Genomic DNA, 18,662 nt, shown 5'->3' with positions numbered 1-18,662 from the left:
GGGAACGCACCGGCGGGCCTCCGCCGGGGCGTTGCCGTGCGCGCGGGCTACTCGCGCTTGGTGATCTCTTCGGTGAGCTGCGGCCGCGGCGACGCCCCCTGGGCGATCAGCGGGTGAGCAGAGAGTAGGCGCCGACGAGCTGGCGCTCGGCCTCGGTGAGGTAGCCGCTCAGCATCGCCTCGGACCCGTCGCGGTCACCGGCCTCGACGAGCTTCAGGATGTCGCGGTTTCGCGCCAGATAGGGCTCGTGGAAGGTGCGCGGATCGTTCATGACGTGGAAGACGAGGCGCAGCTCCGCGAGGACCTGACGCATCATCTCCTCGAGCCGGGCACTGCCGGCCAGTTCGACGACGGCCTGGTGGAAGCGCATGTTCGCGGTGCCGACGGCGAGCCAGGCGTGGTCGGTCGCGGCGTGCTCACCGCTCTCGACCGCCTCGCGCAGGTGACGGAGCGCGGCGGCGGGCGCGGTGTCGGCGTGGCGTATCGCGGTGCACTCGACCAGCCGGCGGACGCGGAACAGATCGACGACGTCGTCGACGCTCAGCTCGCGAACGAAGACGCCGCGGTTGAGCCGGTGGTCGAGCAGTCGCTCATGGGACAGCAACCGGAACGCCTCGCGCAGAGTGTTACGTGACACGCCCAGGGCGGTCCCGATCGTCTCTTCGACCAGCCGGTCACCGGGCCGGAACAGACCCTCGGTGATGCGGTCGCGCAGGATGGCCGCCACACGCTCGGTGGTGCTGGTCCGGCTGAGTAGCGACCGGTCACGGATCAGGCTCTCCGTGACCGCGTCAACGCTTTCAGGGGGCATCCGGACCGCCCTCTCCATCGTCACCCGGACACAAAGATCTTACCACAAGAGTCTTGTTGGATTGTTCAACAATATCTATGTTGAACGAAACCGTCCGTCCTCGCGGGGGCCGGGACGGAGACGAACAGGACGCCGCGTCCGGCAAAGGTCCGGTGTCCGCGACATGACGGTGAGGTATGTCATGGCGACATCGTCCGCATCACAAGCGGTGACCACCCAGCGAGAGCCAGACCGGAGCACCGGGGCGTTCGCCTGGTACCGCACACTCGGCGCCCCTGGACGCCGCGCCTTCAAGGGTGCCTACCTCGGCTACGCCCTGGACTCCTACGACTTCTGGGTGCTGCCCCTCGGCCTGACCGCGATCGCCGCGAGCTTCGGCCTGTCCAAGCCGCAGACCGGCATGCTCGCCACCGCCACCCTCGTCTTCTCGGCCCTCGGCGGCATCGCGGCCGGCGTCCTCGCCGACCGTATCGGCCGCGCGCGGACCCTCATGGTCACCGTGATCGCCTACGCCGTCTGCACCGCGCTGTGCGGGCTGGCACCGAACTATCCGACCCTGCTGGTCTTCCGGGCCCTGCAAGGGCTGGGCTTCGGCGGCGAGTGGGCGGCCGGAGCGATCCTCGTCGCCGAGTACGCGGCGGCGCGCCATCGAGGCCGGGCGGTCGCGATGGTGCAGGGCGCCTGGGCGGTCGGCTGGGGCGCGGCCGTCCTGATCTACACGGCGGTGTTCGACCTGGTGGACGAGAAACTCGCCTGGCGGCTGCTCTTCATCACCGGCGCCCTGCCCGCGGTGCTGGCGATCTACGTGCGCCGCAGCGTCACCGACGCCCCGGCCTACACCGCACAGCGGCACACGGAAGGCCGCGGCTCCCTCTCCGCGATCTTCGGCCGGGACCTGCGGAAGAAGACCGTGTTCGCGGTCCTCATGAGCACCGGTGTCCAGGGCGGCTACTACACGCTGGCCACCTGGGTGCCCACGTATCTCAAGACCGACCGTCACCTGTCGGTGGTCGGCACCGGCGCCTACCTGACCTTCCTCATCACCGGGGCGTTCGCCGGATACCTCACCGGCGGTCACCTCACGGACCGGCTCGGCCGTAAGCTCACCATCCGCCTGTTCGCCGTGCTCAGCGGCCTGCTCATCGTGGGGTACACGCAGCTGCCCGCCTCGGCGAACGACTACATCCTGGTCCTCGGGTTCCCCCTCGGCTTCTGCTCATCGGCGATCTTCAGCGGATTCGGGTCCTTCCTGTCGGAGCTGTACCCCGGCCGGCTACGCGGCACCGGCCAGGGTTTCACCTACAACGTGGGTCGCGGCGTGGGCGCGTTCTTCCCCACGGTGATCGGATTCATCGCCACCCGGTACGGCGTCGGCGGTGCGATGGCGTTCGGCGCGCTGGCCTACGTGCTGGCCTTCGCGGCGCTGTTCGGCCTGCCGGAGACGCGTGCGCAGGAGCTGTCGTGAACCGCCTCGCCCGAAGCCGCGCGCGGAGGGACGACACCGCGGCGCCCGCCTTCACCGCACTCGACCGTGAATCCGACCCGGCGGCCGCGCGGGCACGGTTCCGCACCGGGTTCGTGGCCCCGACCGCCGGCTGGGCCCCCGGTCACCTCCAGGCCAACCTCGTGGCGGTCCCCGAGGAGCACGCCCACGACCTCCTGCTGTTCGCGCAGCGCAACCCGAAGGCCTGCCCGCTGCTGGACGTCACCGAGCCCGGGCGACCGGAGACGGTCCTCGCGCCCGGCGCCGACCTGCGCACCGACCTGCCCCGATACCAGGTGTGGCGGAACGGCCGGCCCGCCGAACAGGCCGAGGACGTGACGCACCTGTGGCGTGACGACCTCGTCGCCTTCCTCATCGGCTGCAGCTTCACGTTCGAGGCGGCACTGGCCGGGGCGGGAGTCCCGGTGCGCCACGTGGAGCAGGGCCGGAACGTGCCGATGTACGTGACGAACCGGGCCTGCCGGCCCGCCGGACGCATCCGCGGGCCGCTGGTCGTGTCGATGCGCCCGATCCCGGCCGGGCTGGTCGGGACGGCCGTCCGCGTGAGCGCGGCGGTGCCGGCCGCCCACGGCGCGCCGATCCACGTCGGCCACCCGGAGGGGCTGGGCATCACCGACCTGTCCCAGCCCGACTTCGGCGATGCCGTCGACATCCGGGCCGGCGAGGTGCCGGTCTTCTGGGCCTGCGGTGTGACGCCGCAGGCCGCCCTCATGCGGTCCAGACTGCCGTTCGCCATCACTCACAAGCCGGGGCACATGTTCATCACCGATGTCTCTCAGCAGACCCTGTGGGCCGAGGGGTGAGGATGCCGGATCGCGTGATCGACCTCAACGCCGACCTCGGTGAGGGGTTCGGCGTCTGGAAGAGCGACGACGACGCCCTGCTCGACGTCGTCACCAGCGCCAACATCGCCTGCGGGTTCCACGCCGGCGACCCGCCCACGATGCGGCGCGCCTGTGAGCGCGCGGTCGCCCGTGGTGTTCGGATCGGCGCCCACGTCGGCTACCGCGACCTCGTCGGCTTCGGCCGGCGGCGGATCGACGTCGAGGCGGACGACCTCGTCGACGACGTGGTCTACCAGATCGGCGCCCTCGACGCGTTCGCCCGCGCCGCCGGCGACCGGGTCCGCTACGTCAAGCCGCACGGGGCGCTGTACAACACCATCGTCTCCGACGGCTCCCAGGCCGCCGCGGTCGTCGAGGCGGTGCGCCGCTTCGACCCCGCCCTCACGGTGCTGGGTCCCCGCGGCTCGCGGTGGCTCGACCTCGCCGCGGCGGCGGGGCTGGCCCTGAGCACCGAAGGATTCGCCGACCGCGCCTACCGCTCGGACGGGCGTCTGGTGTCGCGTCGTCTGCCCGGGGCGGTCGTCGACGATGCCGACGAGGTCGTCGCCCGGTCGGTCCGGATGGCCGTCGAGGGCACGGTGGCGGGGGTGGACGGCACGACGGTGACGGTGGCGCCGCGCTCGATCTGTGTGCACGGGGACACGCCGGGCGCCGGCGCGCTGGCGAGCCGGGTCCGTGAGGGCCTGCACGCCGCGGGTGTCGACGTGCTCCCGTTCACATGAGCGGGCCCGGCATGCGGGTGCTCCGCTGCGGCGAGCGGGCCGTACTGGTCGAGCCCTCCGACCCGGCCCGGGTTCCGGGCCTGTGCGACTCTCTGCGGCGGGACCCGCCGGAGGGGGTGACGGAGACGGTGCCGGCGGCCTCCACCGTGCTGCTCCGCTACGACCCCGCCGTCACCGACATCAGCCGGTTGAGCGCGGAGATCGGCGGCCGGGCGGTCGCCGTGTCCGGCCCGCATGTCGTGGACACGGTGACGGTGCCGGTCCGCTACGACGGGCCGGACCTGGCGGAGCTCGCCGACCTGACCGGCCTGACCGAGCGGGACGTCATCGACCGGCACACGGCGGCGGAGCACACCGTGGCGTTCTGCGGTTTCTCCCCCGGTTTCGCCTATATCGCCGGGCTACCGCCGACCCTGCGCGCGCCGCGCCACGACACCCCCCGTACGGCGGTGCCGACCGGCGCGGTCGCGGTCGCCGACCGGTTCACCGGTATCTATCCGCGTCCGTCCCCCGGCGGCTGGCGCATCATCGGCCACACCGACCTGCCGGTGTGGGATCTGGAACGGGATCCGCCGATGCTGCTGCGGTCCGGCACCCGCGTCCGGTTCGTGGAGGTTCCCACGTGATCGAGATCGTCTCCCCCGGCCCGTTCGCCACGGTCCAGGACCTGGGGCGTCCGGGCCTGGCCGAGATCGGCGTCGGCGAGTCCGGGGCGGCCGACCGGCGGAGCCTGCGGCTGGCGAACCGCCTGGTCGGCAACCGGGAGGGTGCCGCCGGGGTCGAGTTGACCTTCGGCGGGCTGGTGGCCCGGTTCCGCCGGGCGACGGTGATCGCGTTCGCCGGCGCGTCGTGCCCGGTGCGCGTGGCCGGGCGGGCGGCCGGCATGTTCGCACCGGTCCACGTGCGGGCCGGCGACGAGGTCCGGGTCGGCGCGCCGGCCGACGGCCTGCGGACCTACCTGGCCGTCCGCGGAGGCGTCGACGTCCCGCCGGTGCTCGGCTCGCGGGCCACGGACGTGCTGTCGGGTCTCGGGCCGCCACCGCTGGCGCCGGGCCGGGTCCTGCCGATCGGCGGGCAGGCCGAGGGCCGGATCACCGTGGACCTCGCGCCGCAACCGCGCCGCCCGGAAGAGCCGGTGCTGTCCGTGGTGCCCGGTCCCCGCGACGACTGGTTCGCTCCCGAGGCCCTCACCGCGCTGTGCTCCGCACCGTACGAGGTGTCGGTGGACAGCAACCGTGTCGGCATCCGGCTTCGTGGGCCCGTCCTACGGCGACGCGCGGTCCGCGAACTGGACCCGGAGGCGATGGTGCCGGGCGCGTTGCAGGTGCCGCCCGCCGGGCAGCCCGTCCTGTTCCTCGCCGACCATCCCCTCACCGGCGGCTACCCGGTCATCGGGGTGGTCGCCGAGGCCGACCTGCACCTCGCCGCGCAGGCCCGGCCGGGCGGGCGCATCCGTTTCCGGCTCACCCGGCCGGGCTGAGCCCGAAACGAGAGACGCCCCGGCCGTACCGCCGGGGCGTCCGCCAAGCAGACCTACTTGCGCTTGGTGATCTCTTCGGTGAGCTGCGGGGCGACCTGGAACAGGTCGCCGACCACGCCGTAGTCGACCAGCTCGAAGATCGGCGCCTCGGGGTCCTTGTTGATGGCGATGATCGTCTTCGAGGTCTGCATGCCGGCCCGGTGCTGGATGGCGCCGGAGATGCCGACCGCGATGTACAGCTGCGGCGACACCGTCTTACCGGTCTGGCCCACCTGGAAAGTGTGCGGGTACCAGCCGGCGTCGGTCGCGGCGCGCGAGGCGCCGACGGCCGCGCCGAGCGAGTCGGCCAGCTCCTCGATGAGTTTGAAGTTGTCGGCGCCGCCGACGCCGCGGCCACCGGAGACCACGATCGCGGCCTCGGTCAGCTCGGGCCGCTCGCCCTTCTCCTGGACGACCTTCTCGACGACCTTGGCGGCCTTGGCCGCGTCGGACAGCGTCACCGACACCTGCTCCTCCGCCGGGGTCGACGGCGCGGCCTCGGGAGCGGTGGAGTTCGGGCGTACCGCGATGATCGGCGTGCCCTTCGACACCTTGGCGTGCGAGACGATCGCGCCGCCGAAGATCGAGTGCTCGCCGACGAACCCGTCCGCGACGTCGACGACGTCGGTGAGCACGCCCGAGTCGATCTTGACCGCGAGGCGACCCGCGACCTCCTTGCCCTCGCCCGTCGCGGCCACGAGCACCGCGGCCGGCGACCTGTCCGCCACCAGCTGCGCCAGCAGCTCGGCCTTGGGCGCGACGACGTAGGAGGTCAGCTCCTCGTCGGCGGCGACGTAGACCTTGGCCGCGCCGTACTCGGCGAGCTTGTCCTTGGCGCCTTCGTAACCCGGGCCGATCCATACCGCCGCGGCGTCGCCGTGCCGGCGCGCGAGCGTCAGCAGCTCGAAGGTGACCTTCTTGACCTCTCCGTCGACATGGTCGACGAGGACGAGAATCTCCGCCATTTCCCCGCCTCTCAGATGAACTTCTTGGACGCGAGGAACTCGGCGACCTTCACGCCGCCGTCGCCCTCGTCCTTGACGATCTGGCCCTTCTCGCGCGGTGGCGCGTCGGCGAAGTCGACGACCTCGGTCGAGGCTCCGGCGAGCCCGACCTTGGCGGCGTCGATCTCGGCGTCCGCGACGGCGAGCTTCTCGACCGGCTTCTTCTTCGCCGCCATGATCCCCTTGAAGGAGGGGTAACGCGGCTCGTTGATCTTCTCGACGACGCTCACCACGGCGGGCAGGCTCGCCTCGACGCGGTCGAAGCCGTAGTCGGTCAGCCGCTGCGCCTTGAGGGCGGACCCGTCGATCTCCACCTTGTTGGCGAGCGTCACCTGCGGGACACCGAGCCGCTCGGACAGCATCGCGGCCAGCACGCCCGTACGGGCGTCGGTCGACTCCGAGCCGAGGATGACGAGGTCGAAGCCGATCTTCTTCAGCGTCTGGGCGAGCGCGTACGAGGTCGACAGCGCGTCCGAGCCGTGCAGCGCCTCGTCCGACACGTGGACCGCCTTGTCGGCGCCCATGGCCAGGGCCTTGCGGATCGACTCCGACGCCCTCTCCGGCCCCATGGTGAGGACGGTCACCTCGCCGCCGTGGGCCTCTTTGATCGTCAAGGCCTCCTCGACGGCGTACTCGTCGAGCTCGTTGATGACGACGTCCGCCGCCTCACGGTCGAGGGTCTTGTCGTCGGACCGCAGCTTGCGTTCGGTCGCCGTGTCGGGGACCTGCTTCACGCAGACGACGATGTTCATATGGTGTCCGCCCTCCCTGCACACTTCATCTACGCGCTCCTCCGGCACGACGGGCGCCGTCCCTGCGGGCGACGCGGGCTGATGCGTACGACGCCCTTAGCCTGCCAAACACCCGAAGGTGATTCGGCCTCGGGGGCGTCTCATGCATCGCCCCCGATGTTACCCACGAGTAGCGAGCGCGCAAACTCCGCACCCCCGGCTCACGGCGCCGTGAGCGGCCACCATGCCGGAAACGGGATCCCGACGGCCACCAGCGCCAGCGCCCCGGCCCCGAGAACGGCCACGACCAGACGCGTCGCACGGCGCTCACTCGCGTAACGGGCGCGCAGGACACTCGCCACGACCGCCAGCACGCCGAGCGGAAGCGCGAGGGCCCGTTCGCGCGGCACGACGGACCACCAGGTGACCGCCAGCACCGCGGCGTAGCCGACGACCAGCGCCACGAGCAGGGCGATCAGCCGGATCACCGTCTGCGCCGGGACCGCGACCAGTGCGCCGAGACCGGCCCGCAGCCGTGCCAGCCGGCCCACCTTCGCCGCCGTCCGGCGGCGGGCACGGGCGATCGCGTCCCAGGTGTACCCGGCGGCGGAGCCCGACAGGATCGCCGCCACGGCCAGGACCGGCAGTGCGTAGCAGGCCGCGGGAACGGCCAGCGCGAGGATTCCGCGCAACAGCCGCCCCGGCAGCCGGCGAGGCGGCTCGGCGGGCTCCTCCACCAGGCCGCCGTCCGCCGCCGGGGCGGGGACGCCCTCGCGGGCCGGGCGGTCGGTTCCCCGCAGGCCACGGCCGTCGCCCGCCCTGCCCTGCTGCGCGCGCTCACCCGGCGACCGCTCATCCGGCGACCGCTCGTCCGGCAGGCTGCCGCCCAGCACGCGGTCCCCCGGCGCGCGGTCCCCCGGCGACCGCTCGTCCGGCAGACCGCCGGCCGCCGGCCCGCCGGCCTGTGTCCCGGCGCCTGGTGCCCCGGCGCCCCTTCCGCCCGGTGTCCTTGCGCCCTGCGGCCGGTCGTCCGATGGGCTTTCGCCCGGTGTCCGGGCGCGTGGCGCCGGGCCGCGCTCCGCCGAAGGCCGCCGGGGCGCGGCAACGGGCCTCGGGCGGCCCCTGAGGGCGGCGAGCACCTCGAGGAGATCGCCGGTCCCGGGGCGCGACTCCGGATCTAGCGAAAGCGCCGCCTCCAGCGTCGCCCGCAACTCGCCCGGGACGCCGCGCAGGTCGTGCCGGCCCCGGAGCACGCGAGAGAAGATCGCCTGCGCGGGCCCCGGACCGTACGGCGACCGGCCGGTGGCCGCGAACGCGACCGTCCCCGCCCACGAGAAGACGTCGGCGGCCGGCCCCGCCCGCTCCCCGTCGAGGATCTCCGGCGCGAGGTATCCGGGCGTGCCCATCGCCGTCCCCGTGCGCGTCAGCCGCGTCGCGTCCAGCACGTGCGCCAGGCCGAAGTCGATGACGACCGGATCGCGGTCGACGAGGATCACGTTGGCCGGCTTCAGGTCCCGGTGGACGACCCCCGCCGCGTGGATCACGTGCAGGGCGCGGGCCAGCCCCCGCGCCACCATCAGCAGCGCCCCGCCGCGCAACGGCCCCTCGGCGCGCACGCGGAGGTCGAGGGAACGGCCCTGGACGTACTCGGTGACGATGTACGGCCGGCGCCCGGCGAAGTCGGCGTCCACGACCTCGGCGACGTACGCGCTGCGCACCCGCCGCATCGTCGAGACCTCGCGTTCGAGCCGCCGGCGGGCCAGCGCGTCGCGGGCGACCGCCGGGTGGAGGATCTTCACCGCGACCGTGCGGCGGTCCGGGGTCAGCGCGAGGTGCACCTCGCCCATGCCACCGACACCGATCTCCTCCAGGAGCCGGTACGGGCCGAGACTCTCGCGCAGGGACGTCATGGGGGGTTCCGCGGTGGACGGGTACCGCATGATCGTAAATGTCGGCCCGGCGGACCCGCCGTCACGACACGCGCTGCTGGATCGAGTCCTGGAAGCGGGACAGCTCCTGGGCGATGGAGTTCTCCAGCTCGTACATGGGGGCGAAGGTCGGTTTCAGCACGATCGCGGCGGCGAGGACGGCGAGCGTCAGGACGCACAGCACCGCTCCGACCACGGCGATCCGGCGTGGCCCGTTCGCCAGCGCGGTGAACACCTGGACCAGGTGACGGCGTGGCACCCGCACGCCCGGCGCCGCGAGCAGGACGTACGCCGCGGCTCCGGCGCCCCAGGCCGCCCCCACCAGTGGAGCGACCTGAACGCCGATCGCCGACGTGGCCATGATGGCCATCGGCACGGCGACCGCGAACACCGCGGCGTACGGCACGGTGAGGAGCGTCCCGGCGAAGCCGCGGACGAGGTCGAGGGGTGCGGTCAGCGGGCCGACCACGAGCCGCAACAGTCCGCGGTGGTGCCGCCGCGCGTGCACCTGCCCGGCACGTAGGTAGGACGCGCACGCGAGCGCCAGCAGCAGCCCGAAGAACGGCATGATGACGCTGAGTCCGAAGACGATCGCGACGACGAGGTACGCGAAGAGGCGTGACCAGCCTTCGACGACGGCGTCGACGGTCTCGTCGGCCGCGAGCGGCCGCTCGGAGACGGCCCCGGAGGTGTCATCCCACGTCATCGGCGCGCGGCGTGGCCCCGGCCGCCGGGCCGGAGGAACGCCGTTCCCTCCTCGGAATGTCGCTGTGGTCCCCGCATCGGGCGGACGTGTCAAAGGCAACGCCACACTACCGCGCCGCGCGGGTGCCTCCGGCGTGATGCGACCGGCGCCGCGCACTTTCGCCGAGCACCTGCCGGCGGCATCTGGCGGGCGGTCTCGGCGAAACCCCGCGAGCCCGCGGTCCGCGCGTCACCGGTGCAGCAGCGTGGAGATCCGTTCGGTGAGCTGGACCAGGACGCCGGCCCGGTCGCCGATCGGCCACCAGCGTGGCCTCAGTGCCCACCCGGCCGCCGCCGCGAGGGAGGCGACGCCGGCGAGGAAGAAACCGACCGCGGTGGCGTGGCGCGGGCTCTGGGCCACCGCCGAGAGCAGGCGGACCAGCTGGCGCCGCGGAGCCATGACGCCGGGCCCCGCGAGGATCACCCAGGCGAACGCCGCCGCGCTCCACCGGGTGACGGCGTCGGGCCACTGCTCGTCGTGGGTGGCGGTCCAGACGAGCAGCGCGAGCCCGGTCACGGCCGCCGCCAGGGCGGAGCAGAGCAGGGCGGGGATCAGCGTCCCGGTCGACCGCCCCAGGGATCCGGGCACACGGAAGGGAACGAGGACCAGGTCTTCGGCCCCGCGTACCGGCACCCGCCGGGAGCGGACGGCCGAGTCCCCCGCCCGCAGGTACCAGACGGCCGCCACCACCACCGGCAGGGCGACGACGGGGGCGACGGCACAGACCGCCACGGCCGTGACGATCGCCAGGTAGGCGAGCAGCTTGTACCAGCCCAGCGCCACGCGCGGCGTCGCGGAAGGGGGCGCCGTCCCGGGGGGCGGGCTCGCCGGGACCGGGGGAACACCCCCCTGAGACGTCCCGGGCCGGCTCCGCGAGGCTCCGGCGGGACCGTGGGCCGCCGCAACGGAGCCGGCGCCCGCGGAAGCCCCGGCGGCATCGGGCGGCGCGACGGCCGGGCCGAGGGCGGTGGGGGCGATCGTCGGTGGCGCGCCGAGGTCGAGGGCGCGGACCCATTCGACGAGCTCCACCGCCGAGGGCCGGTCCTCCGGATCGCGGGCGAGCGCCTCACGCAGCAGGGGCTCGAGGGACGGGGGCACGCCGTTCAGGTCGGGGTTGCCGGACAGGATGCGAACCAGCACCGCCTCGATGGACCCGCCGCCGAACGGCGCCCGCCCGGTGGCGGCGAACGCGACGGTCGCCCCCCACCCGTACACGTCGACGGCGGGGCCGGGGGGCTTGCCGTCGATGATCTCCGGGCCGAGGTAGCCGGGTGTGCCGACGACCATGCCGGTCTGGGTGAGCCGGGTGGCGTCCATCGCGTGCGCGATGCCGAAGTCGATGACGACCGGCGCGCCCTCGACCATCATGACGTTGTTCGGCTTGAGGTCCCGGTGGACGACGCCGGCGCCGTGGACGGCGGTCAGCGCCTCGGCGAGGCCGGCCGCCACGCGCGCCAGCGGGCCGCCGGACAGCGGCCCGGCCGCCCGGATGACGCCGTCGAGCGGGTGGCCGTCGATGAACCGGGTGACGATGTAGGGGCGTTCGGCGGCGACGTCCGCGTCGAGGACCTCGGCGACGTACGGGCTGCGCACCCGCCGCATCGTGTCGACCTCGCGGGCGAGCCGCCGCCGGAAGGTGGCGTCCTCGGCGTACTCCGCCCGCAGGACCTTCAGGGCCACCTCGCGGCCGGCGTCGTCGACGGCCCGGTGGACCACGCCCATGCCGCCTTCACCGAGGGTCGCCGTCAGGCGGTACGGGCCCACCTTCTGCACCTCGGCGTCCTCCACTGGCATTCGGTTCTTTCCTTGTCGGGGCGTCCCGGGTCAGCCGAGCAGGTCGCGGAGGCCGGATCGCAGGCTGCGCAGGCTGCTCGTAAGCGCCGGGAAGTCGAACGGCCGCAGGTCCGGTGTCTGGCCGAGCGCGAACGACACGAGCAGGAAGACGACGAATCCGATGACGGCCAGGGCGACCAGGGCCTGCGTTCTCCTCGGGAGGACGGCCCCCCAGACACGGGCGAGCTGACGCCGCGCGGGCTCGCTGCCCGGCCCGAGGCACTGGACGATCACGAACGCGGCCGTGGCGAGCGCCACCGCCCGGGGGATCGTCAGCCCGGCCTTCGCGCCGAGCCCGATCAGCAGCACGATGACGCCGGCAATGATCGCCAGTGGGCTGACCAGCAGCATGCCCAGCGCCGCCCGGACCGCCGAGAACGGCGACTTGACGATCACCGCGGCGATGTCGCCCGATCGCGGCCCGCGCCGGGTCCGCTTGGACGTGAGATCCTGAGCGCCGCGGTCGGCGGTCCGCAGGACCAGCAGGGCGAGCAGCACGACGATCAACGCGATGGCGGGCGTCACCACGGCCAGCCCCACCGCTCCGACGAGGAGCAGCAGGCTCAGGAAGCGGTAGACGCCGTACGGCTTCGGCTCGTCGGGCCGCGGCGGTTTCGGGGGACGCTGTTCGTACCGCGCCGGCGGCGGCTGCTGCCCGGGCGGCCCGTACGGGGACGAGGCGTACGGCTGCTGCGGCGGAGGAGGTGGCGGCGCCGGTGGCAGCTGCCCCCTGAAGTCGCGCGGGTTGGCCGGGCGCGGCGGTGGCGGTGCCGAGACGGCGGTGAGCCGCTTGGTCTGGGTCGACGGCGGGTCGACCAGGGTGCTGTTGACGTCGATCCGCTGGGCGAGCTGCACGAGGGCGTGCGCGGTCGGCCGCTCGGCGGGGTTGCGCGCCATGGCCGCGCGGACGAGCGGCAGCAGCGGCTCGGGCACGCCTTCCAGGTCCGGCCGGCCCTCCATGATCTTGTAGAAGATCGACTCGAACGTGCCGCCGCCGAACGGCGCCCGCCCGGTCGCGGCGAAGGCGAGCGTGCCCGCCCAGGCGTGCACGTCCGCGGGCGCGCCGGCGTCGTCCCCCTCGATGATCTCCGGGGCGAGGAAGCCGGGCGTGCCGATGACGAGCCCGGTCGCGGTCAGCCGGGTGGCGTCGACCCCCTGCGCGATGCCGAAGTCGATGACGACCGGCTCGCCGTTCTCCTGGAACATGACGTTGCCCGGCTTGAGGTCCCGGTGGACGATGCCGGCATCGTGGATGGCGGCCAGCGCGGAGGCCAGCCCCCTCGCCAGCCGCTGCAGCCGGTCCCCGCGCAGCGGCCCGTTGTCGCGCACGAACTCATCCAGCGTGCGGCCGGGGACGTACTGCGTGACGACATAGGGCGGCTCGGCGGTGACGTCCGCGTCGACGATCTCCGCGACGTGCGGGCTGTGCACCCGGCGCATGGAGTCGACCTCACGGGCCAGCCGGCGCAACGCCGTCTGGTCCGTCGCCACCCCGGGCCGCAGGACCTTCACGGCGACCTTGCGGCCCATGGGGTCGGCGGCCAGGTGCACGACCCCCATCCCGCCTTCCCCGATCTTCTCGAGTAGGCGATATCGGCCGATGCTCTCCCCGGACGTCTCTACCCCCTCCATAGATCCGTCACGATACCTGGGCATGTGTTTCCTCATGGAATTCCCGCGGAACCGGTCAGGCCGCGGAGACCGGTCTCCGCTCGGTGAGGCGGTCCACCAGCCACGACGCGGCAGGCCGCGCGGCGGGGTCGCGGACCAGGGCGTGGCGCAGCAGCAGCAGCAGGCGCTCCGGAACGCCGTCCAGGTCGGCGGCGCCCCGCAATACCCGGAAGCAGATGCCGTGCAGCGACCCCGCGCCGAACGGCGGGCGGCCCGTCGCCGCGAACGCGACCGTCGCGGCCCAGGAGAACACGTCGGACGCCTCGCTGCAGCGACCGCCGTCGATCAGCTCGGGCGCGACGTAGCCCGGCGTCCCGGTCAGCACGCCCGGCTGCGTGACCTGCTCGGCCCCCGTCTCCTGCGCGATCCCGAAGTCGATGATCTTCGGGATCCCGCCCACGACCATGACGTTGCCGGGCTTGAGGTCCCGGTGCAGCACACCGGCCCCGTGCACCGCCGCCACGCCCTGCGCGAACCGGCCGGCGAAGCCCCACAGCGCCTCCTCCCACAGCGGCCCGTACATCGTCACGAGATCCCGCAGGGGCACGCCCGCGACGTACTCCGTGACCAGGTAGGGGCGTTCGCCGTCCAGGCAGGCGTCTAGCGCCTCGGCGACGTACGGGCTGCGCACCCGGGCCATCGTGCGGGCCTCACGCCTCAGGCGGCGGCGCACGGCCGGATCGTGCGCGACCTCACGGCGCGGCTCCTTCACCGCGACCGTCCGCCCGAAACGGTCCATGGCGCGGTACACCACGGACGTGGCCCCCTCACCCACCTGCTCCAGCAGCTCGTACGAGCCCAGCGGCGCAAGCCCCGACACGTTCATGCCGGTTTTGACGCGGATCACGGTGCGAAGGTTCCAGGTTGGCCGCGAGTGCGATGCGACCATCGTCGGAGGGCCGCCGTTCACCCGTCGGCCACCCTCGGATCACCGATACCCACAAATGTGTGCAGATTAGGACAGATTCGGCCGTCGCTCGGCGGAAGGGGCGGGAATGATCGGGGTGGTAGTGCGGTGACCGCATGGGCGATGCCGAAGCCGCGCGACCTGATACGGCGTCCGGCCGCATGGCTGATCGCCGTGGCCGTGCTTCTCGCGGCGGTCGAGTTCGCCGTGGTCGTACGCCACGGCGACGTCGGCTGGGACGAGGCGCTGTACATCACCCAGGTCAGCCCGCGGGTCCCGGCGGCCTTCTTCGACGCGCCGCGGGCACGCGGCATCACGTACCTGATCGCGCCGGTCGTCTGGATGACCGCGTCGCTCACGGTGCTGCGCGCGTACCTCGCGGTCATCGGCGCCACCGCGGTCGTGCTCGCCTACTGGCCCTGGCTGGCGCTGACATCCCGCAAAGCGGTCGTCCCACTGGCGGCACTGCTCTTCACCGGGCTCTGGGTCACCGGCTACTACGCGTCGGAGGTCATCCCGAACTTCTGGGTCGCCGTCGGCGGAGTCGCACTGGTCGGATGGTTCGTCCGCTACGCCGTCGCCGGCGGGCGGGCCGCCCTCCTCGGAGTGATCGCCGCGGCGGCCGTCGTGACACTCATGCGGCCGGGAGACGCGGCGTGGATCGCGCTGCCGTTGCCGATCGTGGCGATGGCGGTCCGCCGGTGGCGACGCCCCGCTCTGCTCGTCGCCCTCGTGGCGGGGCTCGCGCTCGGCGCCGCACAGTGGATCGTCGAGGCGTACCTGCGATACGGCGGGCCCTTGGAACGGCTGAGGACGTCCAGCGCCATCGAGGGCGGCATCGCCTGGCATCCACGAGGTGTGCTGTACGAGCTGTACGCCGTCAACGGGCCACTGCTCTGCCGCCCCTGCGGGGGCGGCGCCGAGCACCCCACGCTGACCCTGTGGTGGCCGGCGGTTCCCCTGCTCGTCGTCGGCGGGCTGATCCTGGCGGCCCGTGCCCGCGCCGCCGGGCCGGCCGCCGTCGCCGTCGCCTGCGGCATCTCCGCGTCCGTGCCGTACCTGCTGCTCCTGGGGTATGCGGCACCGCGGTTCCTGCTGCCCGTCTACGCGCTGCTGGCGTTGCCCGTCGCGGAGTGCCTGGTCAGGCTGCCGGCCGCCGTTCCGCGACTGCGACTGCCGCTGGCCGTATTGGCATCGGTGGTCGTCCTCGCGCAGGTCGGTTCGCAGGTGCTGCTCCTGTCATGGGAGACGCGCGACAACGCGGCCCAGCGCCTCACGTACGTCCGCGGCGCCGCGACGCTGAGGCATCTGGGGTTGCGTCGCCCCTGCCTTCTCGCCGGGCCGCGCTCGGTGCCGGTCGCCCTCTACCTCGGCTGCGGGACCGCGGCGACGAGCGGGATCCTGAAGTCGACGACCGTGGCCGACTTCCTCGATCGCGCCCGCCGGGCACCCACCGGCATCCTGTCTCACGGCACGCCGCCGCCCCGGTACGCCGCCTCCTGGGTCGCCCATCCCCTGTCGGGACTCGGCCACGGCTGGGTGGTCTACGTTCCGCCCTGGTTCTCGCCGCAGCGCTGAGCCCGCGTCCTCAGCGGGCGAGACCCTCGATGACCTCGCTCTGCTCGATCCCCGCGAGCGCCGCCCCGGGGACGACCAGCTTGGAGCGCCGCACACCGCTGCCGACGACGACGTACGGGGTGTCGACGACGGCCCGGTCGACGAGCACCGGCCAGTCGGCGGGCAGGCCGAACGGCGTGATGCCGCCGTACTCCATGCCGGCCTCGGCGACGGCCTGCTCCTGCGGCGCGAAGGACGCCTTCCGCGCGTCCAAGCGGCGCCGGACGACGCCGTTGACGTCGGCGCGGGTGGTGGCGAGCACGACGCAGGCGGCGAGCCGTACGTCACCGCCCCGCTTGGCCGCGACGATCACGCAGTTGGCCGAGGTCTCCAGCGGCGCGCCGTACCGCTCGCAGAACGCGGCGGTGTCGGCCAGCTCCGGGTCGATCTCCGTGACCTGGAAGGCGTCCTCACCCTTCCACCCGCGGATCGCCTCGACGACGGGCGGCGCGAGCAGGTCGGTACGGTCAAGGGCGGGCTCGAGCGACAGTCCCCACATGGGACGCCACCCTACCGACCGTGATCCGTGGGTGCCGCCCGATGCGGCAACGCGCTCGGCCGTGACGCCGGCCCGTTCGGTGGGAGCTCAGCCGTCGTGCGGCCCGTTCGGTGGGAGCTCAGCCGTCGTGCGGCCCGTTCGGTGGGAGCTCAGCCGTAGTGCTGCCCGGTGCAGCCGACGCTGCCGCCGATCGTGGCCATGATGCCGAGGACACCGACGATCTCGGCGTAGTCGTCGGTCGTGAACTCCACCGAGCGGGGGCCGGCCCGCTTGATCCCCGGGATCATCGCGCACGACTCCGCCATCGCCGTGGACGCCCAGTCGATGCCCAGCGTGTACGGGGACGGCACGACGTACGGCCGGCGCCGGCCCAGGTCGCCCAGGGCCCGGACGGCCGCCTCGCGGATCAGGGCCTGGGCGCGGACGGGCGGCAGAAGCTGCGCGGAGTAGCGGTCGATGCCCTTCTTCACCGCGACCGTCTCGACGTCGCCGAGCACCTCGCGGGCCTCGGCGCAGGCCGCCTCGTCGCCCGCCACGAGCGCGACCGGCACGCCCATCGATCCGGCCAGCCCGGCGATCAGCCGGATCTCGCCGCACACCTCCCCGTTGAGGTAGAGGTTCTGGATCTCATAGCCCATCCAGGTGTGGTTGAGCACGCCGTGCGGCACGCCGGCGCGGGCGTGGTAGCCGACGAACATCGCCGCGTCGTGGGCGGTGTCGAGGCCCTGCCCCATGCGCAGCGGGCGGTACGGGCCGCGGATCAGCGAGCACCGCTCGTCGATGAGGTCGGCCCGGAGGTTCTTCGTGCTGCCGTGCGAGTCGGTCACGATCACGTCGTCGGCGCCCGCGTCGAACGCCCCGGCCACCGCGGCGTTCGCGTCGGCGGTCATCAGCTCGCAGCCGCGTTCGTACCCGCGCCCGCCGGCCCGCATCTCATCCGGATCGGTGAGACCGGACACGCCCTCCATGTCGACCGAGACGAACACCCGCACTGACGACTCCCTTCACGAGATGGCGTCTCGACCGTACATCGGAGGCAGGACCGCCCGCCCCTGCGGCCCGGGCGCCCGCCCCTTCGGCAGGACCGCCCGCCCGGCGACCGTCAACCGCCCGCGACCAGGCGGCGCAGTGCCTCGGCGGCGCGGGCGTCGGCCCGGGCCTGGGCCATGAGCTCCTCGGTGAGGGTGCGCACCCAGACGTCGAGCGTCACCTGGTCGCGGGACAGGACCACGCCGCGCACCTCGTGATGGATCTCGGCGACCGGCCGCCCGTCTCCGGCGGTCAGGAACAGCGTGCGCTCCCCCAGCCGGACGACGACCCGGCGGGCACGGCCGTCGCGGCCCCGCAGGCGGTCGGCGAACCCGCGCTCGTGCTCCACGGTCACGCAGCCGGGCGGCAGCGCGTCGGCGAGCGTTCCGGTGAGCACGCGGGCGTACGTCGCGACGTCGGCGGTGTCGCGGCGCAGCGCGGCGGCGACCATGTCGAAATCCATGGCCATCAGTGAATCAGCGGTCCAGCCCGAGCACCATCTGGGGTTTGGCGATGACGTGATCCTCGCGCAGCGGCCGTACGGCGGTGCCGATGGCGAAGAACTCCATCGTGTGCCCGCCCCACTGGTGGTGGAACTGGTCGAGGTCCACCCCGACGATGCCCTCGGCGTGCAGGGCCTGCGCCTCGGCCTGCATACGGGTCATGGCCAGCTCCCGCGCGTCGTACAGCGCCTGGGTGAACTCCGGGATCTCGACGTTCTGCCCGAGGCTGCCGAGCACCGAGGTGAGCCGCCGGTGCGCGACGTGGTACACGCACGTGCCCATCACCATGCCCAGCGGGGCGTAGCCCGCCTGGATGAGGGTCCAGAAGTCCTGGCCGTTCAGGTCGGAGGTGAACGGCTGGTTCTTGTTGTTGCGCCAGTTCTGGGAGGTGTCGTCGGCCTTCACGGCGGTGCCGATCGCGATGAACTCGGCGATGTCGCTGCCGAAGTCACGGAACTCCACCTGCAGCCGCACGCCCACGATGCCGTCGGCGCCGAGCTGGTCGGCCTCGGCCTCCATGCGGGTCATCGCCAGCTCCCGCGCGTGGTACATCGCGCCGGACAGCTGGTCGAGCTCCATATTTTTGCTCCACCGGCCGACCTGGATGCCGACGTGGTAGATCGAACTGCCCAGGACCAGGCCGAGCGGCCGGAATCCGGCCTCGCGGACGAGCAGGAACTCGTTCACGGACAGGTCGCTGGTGAACAGCGCGCCGGGCGCGCCGGGGCGCAGCTCGGCGAGCCGGGCCATCGCGTCGGCGGGCACACCCTGGGCGACGGGATCGGTCATCTCTC

General features: G+C 73.2%; 18 protein-coding genes. 6 read left to right on the top strand and 12 right to left on the bottom strand.

Annotated features, from left to right (window positions below; genetic code table 11):
- Positions 1-106: 106 nt before the first annotated feature.
- Complete coding sequence (locus AB0I04_RS22100) at positions 107-811, bottom strand: GntR family transcriptional regulator (protein WP_360887173.1); 705 nt, start codon at positions 809-811, stop codon at positions 107-109.
- Positions 812-992: 181 nt separating this feature from the next.
- Here AB0I04_RS22100 and AB0I04_RS22095 point away from each other — a divergent pair, with 181 nt between their 5' ends.
- From AB0I04_RS22095 to AB0I04_RS22075, 5 genes are read left to right on the top strand one after another with little or no spacing between them, the layout of a single operon-like run.
- Positions 993-2,276 carry an MFS transporter gene (locus tag AB0I04_RS22095; RefSeq protein WP_360887170.1) on the top strand — a complete coding sequence of 428 codons (1,284 nt, stop codon included), beginning with the start codon at positions 993-995 and terminating at the stop codon, positions 2,274-2,276.
- Positions 2,273-3,118, top strand: a complete 846-nt coding sequence (locus tag AB0I04_RS22090; RefSeq protein WP_360887167.1) for a putative hydro-lyase — start codon at positions 2,273-2,275, stop codon at positions 3,116-3,118. The genes AB0I04_RS22095 and AB0I04_RS22090 overlap by 4 nt, the downstream gene beginning before the upstream one ends.
- A gap of 2 nt (positions 3,119-3,120) precedes the next feature.
- On the top strand, positions 3,121-3,882 hold the full coding sequence (locus AB0I04_RS22085) for a 5-oxoprolinase subunit PxpA (protein ID WP_360887164.1): 762 nt from the start codon (positions 3,121-3,123) through the stop codon (positions 3,880-3,882).
- An 11-nt stretch (positions 3,883-3,893) separates the two neighbouring features.
- Positions 3,894-4,508 (top strand): allophanate hydrolase subunit 1, encoded by a 615-nt coding sequence (locus AB0I04_RS22080; protein WP_360887443.1) that lies wholly within the window; start codon positions 3,894-3,896, stop codon positions 4,506-4,508.
- A complete protein-coding gene (locus tag AB0I04_RS22075) occupies positions 4,505-5,362 on the top strand; it encodes a biotin-dependent carboxyltransferase family protein (protein WP_360887161.1) in 858 nt (285 codons plus the stop codon). The genes AB0I04_RS22080 and AB0I04_RS22075 overlap by 4 nt, the downstream gene beginning before the upstream one ends.
- A 53-nt stretch (positions 5,363-5,415) precedes the next feature.
- On the opposite strand, the gene AB0I04_RS22070 is transcribed toward AB0I04_RS22075, so the two are convergent.
- The 7 genes from AB0I04_RS22070 to AB0I04_RS22040 all read right to left on the bottom strand — a co-directional run bounded on the left by AB0I04_RS22070 (position 5,416) and on the right by AB0I04_RS22040 (position 14,160).
- Positions 5,416-6,366 carry an electron transfer flavoprotein subunit alpha/FixB family protein gene (locus AB0I04_RS22070; RefSeq protein WP_360887158.1) on the bottom strand — a complete coding sequence of 317 codons (951 nt, stop codon included), beginning with the start codon at positions 6,364-6,366 and terminating at the stop codon, positions 5,416-5,418.
- Positions 6,367-6,377: 11 nt separating this feature from the next.
- The gene (locus tag AB0I04_RS22065; RefSeq protein WP_360887155.1) at positions 6,378-7,157 is read right to left on the bottom strand and encodes an electron transfer flavoprotein subunit beta/FixA family protein; all 780 of its coding nucleotides are present in this window, start codon (positions 7,155-7,157) and stop codon (positions 6,378-6,380) included.
- Between the two features lie 200 nt (positions 7,158-7,357).
- Positions 7,358-9,046 (bottom strand): protein kinase, encoded by a 1,689-nt coding sequence (locus tag AB0I04_RS22060; RefSeq protein ID WP_360887152.1) that lies wholly within the window; start codon positions 9,044-9,046, stop codon positions 7,358-7,360.
- Positions 9,047-9,107: 61 nt separating this feature from the next.
- Positions 9,108-9,770 (bottom strand): hypothetical protein, encoded by a 663-nt coding sequence (locus AB0I04_RS22055; protein ID WP_360887149.1) that lies wholly within the window; start codon positions 9,768-9,770, stop codon positions 9,108-9,110.
- A gap of 228 nt (positions 9,771-9,998) precedes the next feature.
- The gene (locus AB0I04_RS22050; RefSeq protein WP_360887146.1) at positions 9,999-11,603 is read right to left on the bottom strand and encodes a serine/threonine-protein kinase; all 1,605 of its coding nucleotides are present in this window, start codon (positions 11,601-11,603) and stop codon (positions 9,999-10,001) included.
- Positions 11,604-11,633: 30 nt separating this feature from the next.
- Entirely contained in the window at positions 11,634-13,274 is a 1,641-nt protein-coding gene (locus AB0I04_RS22045) for a serine/threonine-protein kinase (protein WP_360887144.1), read from the bottom strand.
- A 55-nt stretch (positions 13,275-13,329) separates the two neighbouring features.
- Positions 13,330-14,160 carry a serine/threonine-protein kinase gene (locus AB0I04_RS22040; protein ID WP_360887143.1) on the bottom strand — a complete coding sequence of 277 codons (831 nt, stop codon included), beginning with the start codon at positions 14,158-14,160 and terminating at the stop codon, positions 13,330-13,332.
- 168 nt (positions 14,161-14,328) lie between these two features.
- Here AB0I04_RS22040 and AB0I04_RS22035 point away from each other — a divergent pair, with 168 nt between their 5' ends.
- Complete coding sequence (locus AB0I04_RS22035; RefSeq protein WP_360887142.1) at positions 14,329-15,798, top strand: hypothetical protein; 1,470 nt, start codon at positions 14,329-14,331, stop codon at positions 15,796-15,798.
- Positions 15,799-15,808: 10 nt separating this feature from the next.
- Here AB0I04_RS22035 and AB0I04_RS22030 read toward each other — a convergent pair whose 3' ends face one another.
- The 4 genes from AB0I04_RS22030 to AB0I04_RS22015 all read right to left on the bottom strand — a co-directional run bounded on the left by AB0I04_RS22030 (position 15,809) and on the right by AB0I04_RS22015 (position 18,657).
- Positions 15,809-16,336, bottom strand: coding sequence for a YbaK/EbsC family protein (locus AB0I04_RS22030; RefSeq protein ID WP_360887141.1), 528 nt, complete (start codon positions 16,334-16,336; stop codon positions 15,809-15,811).
- A 149-nt stretch (positions 16,337-16,485) separates the two neighbouring features.
- Entirely contained in the window at positions 16,486-17,328 is an 843-nt protein-coding gene (locus tag AB0I04_RS22025; RefSeq protein ID WP_345439165.1) for a M55 family metallopeptidase, read from the bottom strand.
- Between the two features lie 110 nt (positions 17,329-17,438).
- A complete protein-coding gene (locus AB0I04_RS22020) occupies positions 17,439-17,828 on the bottom strand; it encodes a hypothetical protein (protein ID WP_360887139.1) in 390 nt (129 codons plus the stop codon).
- A 13-nt stretch (positions 17,829-17,841) separates the two neighbouring features.
- Positions 17,842-18,657: a heavy metal-binding domain-containing protein gene (locus AB0I04_RS22015; RefSeq protein ID WP_360887137.1), complete on the bottom strand. Its 816-nt coding sequence runs from the start codon at positions 18,655-18,657 to the stop codon at positions 17,842-17,844.
- Positions 18,658-18,662: the final 5 nt, after the last annotated feature.

This window comes from Actinoallomurus sp. NPDC050550 (genome assembly GCF_040655075.1).
Lineage (GTDB): Bacteria > Actinomycetota > Actinomycetes > Streptosporangiales > Streptosporangiaceae > Actinoallomurus.
The sequence above is the reverse complement of the archived record's forward strand: the minus strand, read 5'-3'. Positions and strand labels throughout refer to the sequence as shown.

Coding starts and splice junctions, on each gene's coding strand:
- AB0I04_RS22100 (WP_360887173.1), bottom strand. CDS start 811: ATGCCCCCTGAAAGCGTTGACGCGGTCACGGAGAGCCTGATCCGTGAC.
- AB0I04_RS22095 (WP_360887170.1), top strand. CDS start 993: ATGGCGACATCGTCCGCATCACAAGCGGTGACCACCCAGCGAGAGCCA.
- AB0I04_RS22085 (WP_360887164.1), top strand. CDS start 3,121: ATGCCGGATCGCGTGATCGACCTCAACGCCGACCTCGGTGAGGGGTTC.
- AB0I04_RS22080 (WP_360887443.1), top strand. CDS start 3,894: ATGCGGGTGCTCCGCTGCGGCGAGCGGGCCGTACTGGTCGAGCCCTCC.
- AB0I04_RS22070 (WP_360887158.1), bottom strand. CDS start 6,366: ATGGCGGAGATTCTCGTCCTCGTCGACCATGTCGACGGAGAGGTCAAG.
- AB0I04_RS22065 (WP_360887155.1), bottom strand. CDS start 7,157: ATGAACATCGTCGTCTGCGTGAAGCAGGTCCCCGACACGGCGACCGAA.
- AB0I04_RS22060 (WP_360887152.1), bottom strand. CDS start 9,046: ATGACGTCCCTGCGCGAGAGTCTCGGCCCGTACCGGCTCCTGGAGGAG.
- AB0I04_RS22055 (WP_360887149.1), bottom strand. CDS start 9,770: ATGACGTGGGATGACACCTCCGGGGCCGTCTCCGAGCGGCCGCTCGCG.
- AB0I04_RS22050 (WP_360887146.1), bottom strand. CDS start 11,603: ATGCCAGTGGAGGACGCCGAGGTGCAGAAGGTGGGCCCGTACCGCCTG.
- AB0I04_RS22045 (WP_360887144.1), bottom strand. CDS start 13,274: ATGGAGGGGGTAGAGACGTCCGGGGAGAGCATCGGCCGATATCGCCTA.
- AB0I04_RS22030 (WP_360887141.1), bottom strand. CDS start 16,336: ATGTGGGGACTGTCGCTCGAGCCCGCCCTTGACCGTACCGACCTGCTC.
- AB0I04_RS22020 (WP_360887139.1), bottom strand. CDS start 17,828: ATGGATTTCGACATGGTCGCCGCCGCGCTGCGCCGCGACACCGCCGAC.
- AB0I04_RS22015 (WP_360887137.1), bottom strand. CDS start 18,657: ATGACCGATCCCGTCGCCCAGGGTGTGCCCGCCGACGCGATGGCCCGG.